The organism is Streptomyces sp. SAS_281, assembly GCF_052542855.1.
The window spans coordinates 60,669-68,473 of the sequence record NZ_JBMNDO010000020.1; the positions used below are offsets into that span (position 1 = coordinate 60,669).

Here is a 7,805-nt window from a genome sequence, read left to right on the forward strand (position 1 = left end):
TCCCTGAGGAAGCGATGAAGCCCAAGCCCCCACCGAGGTACCGCGTAGTCCGCTGGCTCGTCCCCGTAGCCCTGCTGGTCGTCTGGCTCGGAATCGGCGGGGCACTCGGCCCGTACGCCGGAAAGCTCGGCGAGGTGGCGACCAACGACCGGGCGGCGTTCCTGCCGCGCAGCGCCGAGTCGACCCAGGTCGCGGACGAGCAGAAGGCGTTCCAGCGGTCCGGGACCGTGCCCGCCGTCGTCGTCTGGACCGGCGACGACGGGGCACTTCCGGACAGCGCCCGCGCGTCCGCGACCCGTGCGCTGGCCTCGTTGGCCGGGAAGCCCGGCGTGGTCGGCACACCGTCACCCGCGCTGCCGTCCGAGGACGGCGAGGCCCTGTCGGGCGTCGTGCAACTGCGCTCGGACCTCGGCGACGAGCTCCCGGACACCCTGGACCGGGTGCGCGACGCCGCCGGTTCGGTGACGGGCACGACCGCCGGGATCGCCGGACCCGCGGCCACCCAGGCCGACCTCAAGGACGCGTTCGCCGGTATCGACGGGCTCCTGCTCGGGGTGGCGCTCGCCGCCGTCCTCGTGATCCTGCTGCTGGTCTACCGCAGCGTGCTGCTGCCCTTCCTGATCATCATCAGCGCCGTCTTCGCCCTCGCGCTGGCCTGCGCCATCGTCTACGTCCTCGCGGACCACGACGTCGTCCGCGTGGACGGCCAGGTCCAGGGCATCCTGTCCATCCTCGTGATCGGTGCGGCCACCGACTACGCGCTCCTGCTGACCGCGCGCTTCCGGGAGGAACTGGCGCTCCACGGCGACCGGACGACAGCCGCCCTGGCCGCGCTCCGCCGTTCCTTCGGCGCCATCGTCGCGAGCGCCGCCACGGTGGCACTCGGGCTGCTCGCGCTGCTGCTCAGCGACCTGACGAACAACCGCGCCCTGGGGCCCGTCGGCGCGATCGGCATCGTCTGCGCGGTGCTGAGCACGATGACCTTCCTGCCCGCCGTGCTCGTCCTGTGCGGCCGGGCGGCGTACTGGCCGGCCAGGCCGCGCCCCGTGGACGAGGCGGCCGGCGGGCACGGGATCTGGCGCCGGGTCGCCGCGCGCGTCGACGGGGCCCCGCGCAAGGTGTGGCTCTCCTGCGCTGTCCTCCTGGTCGCCTGCGCCGCGTTCGCCCCCAGCCTGGAGTCCCACGGCGTACCGCTGGACGAGACCTTCGTGAACGACGCCCCCTCCGTATCCGCCCAGGCCACGCTGAGCAAGCACTTCCCGGGCGGCTCCGGGAACCCGGCCGTCGTCATCGCCGAGGCCGGCCGGGCCGACGAGGTCACCGAGGCCGCCGAGGCGACACCGGGGGTGGCCTCCGCCGCGCCCGTCACGGCCTCGGGCCGGCCCGGCGGGGGCAAGCCGCTCGTGGTCGACGGCCGGGTCCGCGTCGACGTCACACTGAAGGACGCGGCGGACAGCGACGGGGCGACGGAGACCGTGAAGCGGTTGCGTACCGCCGTCCACGCCGTCCCCGGGGCGGACGCGCTCGTCGGGGGCTACACGGCCCAGCAGTACGACACCCAGCGCACCGCCGAGCGCGACCGGAACATCATCGTTCCGGTGGTGCTCGTCATCATCCTGCTGATTCTGATGGGCCTGCTGCGGTCGGTCCTGGTGCCGGTGCTGCTGGTGGCCACCGTCGGCCTCAACTTCTTGGCGACCCTGGGGGTCTCGGCCCTGGTCTTCGAGCACGCCTTCGGCTTCAGTGGTACGGACGCCTCGGTGCCCCTGTACGGATTCGTGTTCCTGGTGGCCCTCGGCGTCGACTACAACATCTTCCTGATGTCGCGGGTTCGCGAGGAGGCGCTGGAGCACGGGGCGCGTCGGGGCATGCTGAGGGGCCTGGTGAGCACCGGCGGAGTCATCACGTCGGCGGGCGTGGTGCTGGCGGCCACCTTCGCCGCGCTGATCGTGATCCCGCTCGCGTTCCTGGCGCAGATCGCCTTCATCGTGGCCTTCGGTGTCCTGCTGGACACGCTGGTGGTCCGGTCGCTGCTGGCGCCCGCGCTGGTCGTGGACATCGGGCCCAGGGCGTGGTGGCCGAGCGTCATCAGCCGTACCGGGCGTGCGGGGGAGCCGGCGCACTCCGATTGACGTCCGGGCGGCCGGACGGAGCCGGGCCGGCCACCGCTGACGCGGGGCCGGGCCGGTGGGCGGCCACCCTCAGACGTTCACGCCGTAGTCCTTCGCGATGCCGGCCAGACCGGAGGCGTACCCCTGGCCGACCGCGCGGAACTTCCACTCGCTGCCGTGCCGGTACAGCTCGCCGAACACCATCGCGGTCTCCGTCGAAGCGTCCTCGCTGAGGTCGTACCGGGCGAGCTCCACACCGTTGGCCTGGTTCACGACGCGGATGAACGCGTTGCGCACCTGGCCGAAACTCTGCCCCCGGCTCTGCGCGTCATGGATGGAGACCGGGAAGACTATCTTCGCGATGTCGGCGGGGACCGCCGACAGATTCACGTTGATGGACTCGTCGTCGCCGTCGCCCTCACCCGTCAGGTTGTCCCCGGTGTGCTGGACGGAGCCGTCAGGGCTGTTGAGGTTGTTGTAGAAGACGAAGTGCAGGTCGGAGACCACCTTTCCGTGATCCGCGCACAGCAGCGCACTGGCGTCGAGGTCGTAGTCGGCCCCGGTCGTCGTGCGTACGTCCCAGCCCAGGCCGACCGTCACCGCGGTCAGGCCGGGCGCCTCCTTCGACAAGGAGACGTTGCCGCCCTTGGCCAGGGTCACACCCATGAACTTCCTCCAATGATCCAGTGGTTCACCGACCGCCGTCCGCGGGTTCCCGCCGGTCGCGGTCCGGCCGCCGCCCGGAACGGACGGCGGCTGTCCCCTCACTCTTCAGGAAACGCGAGGATTTGCCCAGGGCGCGGGCGGCGTCCGGCCCGATTCACCGCGGGGGCGGGCGAAGAAGACGCCCTCTGCCCCGCCGCCTCACGGTGTCTTCCGGTCAATGTTTCCGGTGGCGCTGTGGGGAGAGGGGATCCGACTGACGATGGTCACGTCCGGAGGCATACGAAGCCACCGCACATCACGACCAGAAAACCGCACAACTGCACGACCGTACGGGTGCCGCCGGGAGGCGGGCCCACGCGGCAGCCGTACGAACGGGGTGGCCCATGGCAAGCAGGAACAGAGCGACAGGGGCGGGGAGGAGGGGGAGCCGACTGCGGCGGACGGCGGTGTCCGCACTGTCCTTCCTCGTCCTGCTGGTCGCCGGGATCGGCTGGGGGTATCTGAAACTGACCGGCAGCATCGACACGTTCAGCGCCGACGGCGTCTCCGGCGACCGGCCCCCCGGTTCCTCCGGCGGACAGAACGTCCTCGTCATCGGGTCGGACACCCGGTCGGGCAAGAACAAGGGACTGGGCGGAGCCACCGGCGAGGTCGGCCGCTCCGACACCGTGCTCCTGCTGCACGTCTACGCCGATCGTGAACACGCTGTGGCCGTGTCCGTTCCCCGTGACGCCATGGTCGACATCCCGTCCTGCCGGAAGCCCGACGGCAGTTGGACCGCCCCACGCCGGCACAGCCAGTTCAACGGGGCGTTCTCGGTGGGCGAGACCGCCGAGGGCAACCCGGCGTGCACCCAGAACACTGTCGAGCACCTGACCGGGCTGCGCGTCGACCACACCGTCGTCATCGATTTCGCGGGGTTCTCCGCGCTGACCTCCGCCGTCGGAGGAGTGCCGGTGTGCCTGCCGAACGACGTGTACCAGCGCGACCTGAACCCCAAGCGCACGACCCGGGGCACCCTCGTCTTCGAGAAGGGCCCGCAGACGGTCTCGGGCCAACGCGCCCTGGACTACGTAAGGCTGCGCCACGGTATCGGTGACGGCTCCGACATAGGGCGGATCAAGAGGCAGCAGGCGTTCGTCGCCTCCCTGGTCAAGAAGATCAAGTCGCGCGGCATGAACCCCACGACCCTCCTGCCGCTGGCCGACGCCGCCACCGACGCGATGACCGTCGACCCCGGGCTCGGCTCGGCCGACAAGCTGCTCTCCTTCGCCCTCTCGATGAAGAACATCGACCTGCACAACACCAAGTTCGTCACCGTTCCCTGGCGGTACGAGGGCGAGCGCGTCGCGGTCGTGGAGCCGGACGCCGACGCCCTCTGGGCAGCGCTGAAGGCCGACCGTCCCCTCGACGCCGAAGCGGGCCCCGCCGCGTCTCCCAAGCCCTCGCGGTCCACCGTCTCGGGTACGGGCGTCCAGGTCGCCGTCTACAACGGCACCACGGTGCCCGGACTCGCGGCCAGGGCGGCCGGGCTCCTGCGCGCACACGGCTTCACCGTCACCGCTACGGCCACCGCGCAGGACCAGACCCGCTCCGGGACCGTCGTCGCGTACGGCCCCGGCCTGCGGGACGAGGCCCGCACCACGGCCGCGCTCCTCCCCGGCGCGCGGATCACCGAGTCCGGCGATGCGGGAAGCGGGATCCAGGTCACCGTCGGACAGGACTACGCGGACCGGCCGTCGGCGGCACCCGACGCCGCGTCCGCCACTCCGGAGGTGCCGGCGGCGGTCGCCGACGAGGCCAGGTCGGCGGACGACGACCCGTGCGAGAACCTCTCCTACGGCTGAGCGGCGGTGGCTGCTTCCCGACCGGTGACGGGAGCGGGGTGCTTGCCCCTACGTGACCCGTGCGCAAGGCTTGCCCACGAGTGAGGCACGGGGAACGCGTGAACGGGGAGGAAACAGAATGGCGATGGACAGGGGACTCGACTGGCTCCTGGACGATCTCACCAAGCGGGTGGCGCACATACGGCACGCCCTGGTGTTGTCGAACGACGGTCTGGTGACCGGTGCCAGCACCGGGCTCGCCCGTGAGGACGCCGAGCACCTGGCGGCCGTCTCGTCGGGGCTGCACAGCCTGGCCCGTGGGTCCGGCCGGCACTTCCGCGCCGGAAGGGCACGCCAGACCATGGTGGAGTTCGACGAGGCACTGCTCTTCGTGACGGCGGCGGGGGAGGGCAGCTGCCTGTGCGTGCTCAGTGAGGCGGAGTCGGACGTGGGTCAGGTGGCGTACGAGATGACGCTTCTGGTCAACCGGGTGGGGCAGCACCTCGGCGTGGACTCACGGCAGGACGGGAGCGAGGGGGACCGCCGGCTCTGACAGCCCGGCCCGACGCGCTCCGGCCGCCGCCGGGTCCGTGGAGTTGTCCACAGGCTCGGCGGCGGTTGGCTGCCCCGGACTACTCTGATTGCAGAGAGTGATAGCGAGTTGCGGGGGGAGTGACGTCATGGCGACGACGGATCAGCTACGGAACGGGGCGTTCAGGACCGAATCGGATCCTGGAGGGGCGCCGGCACCCGCCACCGTGCGTGACGAGGGCGGGGGTACGTTCGGTGCGGCTCGCGCCGCGACGGAACTCGGCCTCAAGCGGCACGAGTTCGACCTCGCCGTGTACTTGGGAGCGGTCCGGGTGAGGAGCGGACCGGACGGCCGGCCCAGGATCGGCCGCGCCGAGATCGAGCGTCTGCGGGCCCAGGGCGGCTTTCCGGGCGTGCTGCGCGAACGGGTGCGTACGGTGGGGACCGCCGAGGGGGCCCGACTGCTGGGGATCAGCCCGGCCCGGTTCACCCGGCTCGCCCGGGCCGGATGCCTCACGCCCGTCGCCTTCCATCTCAACCGTTACCGGGCGGTGGTGTGGGTCTATCTCGCCCAGGAGCTCGAAGCGATGGCCGTCCGATGGCCCGAGCTCCTGGTGGGCGACAGCCCACCCTGGCTCCGCAGCCGGCTGGACGGCGGAGCCGACCGGCGGCCGCGCAACTGGCGCTCCCGCCGGATCGAGCGCCTGCTCGCCCTCGCCGAAGATCCGTGGGTGCGCGCGGCGATCGTCGCCCAGGGCCTGGACCCGGTCCAGCTGGCGGAGGCGGTGGACGACCCGTACGAACGGGCCCACTTCACCCGGGTCAGGCCGGAGCCGGTGTTCGGACGACGAGGATCGGTCGCCGGCCGCGAGACAATGGCGCGGCTGATGCCGGCTGACGAACCGGACGAGATCCTCTGGCGCCGGATCAGCCTGATCACGGAGCTGGACGCCGCCCGGGAGGCGCGGCCGGCGCCACGGCCCGGTGACGGATGGGCGGATGCGGCGGACGGTGCGCTCGCCGGGGCGGCCGCCTCGGCACGGCTCCGAGAGTCCGGCGGGGCGGCGACGCCCGGCGAGCCTGTCGAGTCCGGACCGGAGGCTGCAACGCCGGTTCCGTCCACCGCTGTCCGGCCCGGGGGCCCGCCGGGGCTGCCGGCCCGGCTGCGGGGGCGAGCGGCCCGGGGGCTGGGGTTCCGCCGGCCCCCCGCTGGGCGGCGCGCCGCATGCGGTACGGCCCGGTGGGCGCCGGCGGGCCGGAGGGCGGACCGGTGCGGGGCACTCCGGATAATGCCTGGTGATCGGCAGGGCGGGCAGGGCATGGTGTGCGCCATGTTGATCAGGGAAGCCACCTCCGAGGACTGGCCCGCCATCTGGCCGTTCTTCCACGACATCGTCGCCGCCGGCGAGACCTTCACCTACCCCCTCGACCTCCAGGAGGCAGACGCCGCCGGCTGGTGGCTTCTCGAGCCGCCCCACCGGACCGTCGTCGCGGTCACCGATGACGGAACCGTCCTCGGCACGGCGAAGATGAACAAGAACCACATGGGCAACGGATCGCACATCGCCAGCGCCAGTTACATGGTCGACCCCCGGCACTCCGGGAAGGGCGTCGGACGCGCCCTGTGCGAGTACACCATCGACTGGGCGCGCACGGCCGGGTACCGGGCCATGCAGTTCAACGCGGTGGTGGAGACCAACACCCACGCGGTGAAGCTGTACAGATCGATGGGCTTCGACATCCTGGGCACCCTGCCCGAAGGATTCGACCACCCGGTCGAGGGCTTCGTGGGGCTGCACATCATGCACCGCCGCCTCTGAAGGCGGGGCGGGACGCCGGGACCGGCCGCGCGGCGCCGGTCCGTGTCCGGCATGTCCCAACCAACGACGATGTGGGCGCGGTTGGGGCACAGAATCGGCTGAGGGGCGGGTGCACACAGGCGGGAGGGGGGCAGTACTGTGCGCTGCACCGCCCATACGGGCGCGAAACATCTGCGGAGGAAATATCCATGACCATACCCAGGAGATCGTGGCGCGCAGCGGGAACTCTCGTCGCCGCCGCGGTGGTCGGCCTCTCCGGCGCGGTCCTCACCGCCGGTCCGGCCGCAGCTCACACCCCCACCTGGGACGTGACCTGTGACGAAGTGAGCCTGCACCTCACTCAGTACAACGCCGGTGTCACCAACGAGGTGACCGTGACCGTCGACGGCAAGGACCTGCTGCCGACGGAGAAGTTCGGCGAGGGCTTCGACAAGAAGCTCGCGCTGCCGGAGCACGACCAGCCCCTGAACGTGCGCCTCGTCGTCAAGGCCGGGGACGGCGACCGGTTCTCGGAGGACGAGACCAAGCAGGTGCCTGTGTGCGAGGGCACCCCGCCGTCGAAGTCCTCGCCGAGCCCGACCGAGACGAAGCCGTCCGAGAAGCCGACCACGGCGGCTCCCAACCCGGCGGACACGCCGAGCGAGTCCGCTCCGTCGTCGGCCGCCCCTGCGGCGGCGACGCCGAGCCCCAGCTCGCCGGACCTCGCCGAGACCGGTTCCTCGTCGTCCACGCCGATCATCGGCGGTGCGGCCGTCGCCGTGCTGCTGGCCGGCGGCGGCATCATGTGGTCGGTGCGCAAGCGCCGCACCGCACAGCACTGACGCACTCCGCGCCGCCCGGACGCGCAGAGC

At 71.9% G+C, this 7,805-nt stretch carries 6 protein-coding genes and 1 pseudogene; 6 read left to right on the forward strand and 1 reads right to left on the reverse strand.

Translation table 11 applies throughout. From position 1 onward, the window contains the following. Positions 1–14: 14 nt before the first annotated feature. Positions 15–2,132, forward strand: coding sequence for an MMPL family transporter (locus ACN6LM_RS10435; RefSeq protein WP_445065033.1), 2,118 nt, complete (start codon positions 15–17; stop codon positions 2,130–2,132). Between the two features lie 69 nt (positions 2,133–2,201). On the opposite strand, the gene ACN6LM_RS10440 is transcribed toward ACN6LM_RS10435, so the two are convergent. Beyond that, positions 2,202–2,777, reverse strand: a complete 576-nt coding sequence (locus tag ACN6LM_RS10440; RefSeq protein WP_445065034.1) for a TerD family protein — start codon at positions 2,775–2,777, stop codon at positions 2,202–2,204. Positions 2,778–3,160: 383 nt separating this feature from the next. On the opposite strand from ACN6LM_RS10440, the gene ACN6LM_RS10445 reads away from it, so the two are divergent. The 5 genes and pseudogenes from ACN6LM_RS10445 (at position 3,161) to ACN6LM_RS10465 (ending at position 7,775) form a co-directional block, all read left to right on the forward strand. Beyond that, positions 3,161–4,624, forward strand: a complete 1,464-nt coding sequence (locus ACN6LM_RS10445) for an LCP family protein (protein WP_445065035.1) — start codon at positions 3,161–3,163, stop codon at positions 4,622–4,624. A 118-nt stretch (positions 4,625–4,742) separates the two neighbouring features. Continuing rightward, positions 4,743–5,156 (forward strand): roadblock/LC7 domain-containing protein, encoded by a 414-nt coding sequence (locus ACN6LM_RS10450; RefSeq protein WP_445065036.1) that lies wholly within the window; start codon positions 4,743–4,745, stop codon positions 5,154–5,156. A 127-nt stretch (positions 5,157–5,283) separates the two neighbouring features. Next, positions 5,284–6,057, forward strand: a pseudogene (locus ACN6LM_RS10455) (DUF6397 family protein); the annotation flags it as partial. 408 nt (positions 6,058–6,465) lie between these two features. Next, positions 6,466–6,954 carry a GNAT family N-acetyltransferase gene (locus ACN6LM_RS10460; RefSeq protein WP_445065058.1) on the forward strand — a complete coding sequence of 163 codons (489 nt, stop codon included), beginning with the start codon at positions 6,466–6,468 and terminating at the stop codon, positions 6,952–6,954. A gap of 188 nt (positions 6,955–7,142) precedes the next feature. Beyond that, complete coding sequence (locus ACN6LM_RS10465) at positions 7,143–7,775, forward strand: LAETG motif-containing sortase-dependent surface protein (protein ID WP_445065037.1); 633 nt, start codon at positions 7,143–7,145, stop codon at positions 7,773–7,775. Positions 7,776–7,805: the final 30 nt, after the last annotated feature.

Excerpts from the sequence above, each read along its gene's own strand:
- ACN6LM_RS10435 (WP_445065033.1), top strand. The coding sequence starts at position 15 with ATGAAGCCCAAGCCCCCACCGAGGTACCGCGTAGTCCGCTGGCTCGTC.
- ACN6LM_RS10440 (WP_445065034.1), bottom strand. The coding sequence starts at position 2,777 with ATGGGTGTGACCCTGGCCAAGGGCGGCAACGTCTCCTTGTCGAAGGAG.
- ACN6LM_RS10445 (WP_445065035.1), top strand. The coding sequence starts at position 3,161 with ATGGCAAGCAGGAACAGAGCGACAGGGGCGGGGAGGAGGGGGAGCCGA.
- ACN6LM_RS10450 (WP_445065036.1), top strand. The coding sequence starts at position 4,743 with ATGGCGATGGACAGGGGACTCGACTGGCTCCTGGACGATCTCACCAAG.
- ACN6LM_RS10460 (WP_445065058.1), top strand. The coding sequence starts at position 6,466 with ATGTTGATCAGGGAAGCCACCTCCGAGGACTGGCCCGCCATCTGGCCG.
- ACN6LM_RS10465 (WP_445065037.1), top strand. The coding sequence starts at position 7,143 with ATGACCATACCCAGGAGATCGTGGCGCGCAGCGGGAACTCTCGTCGCC.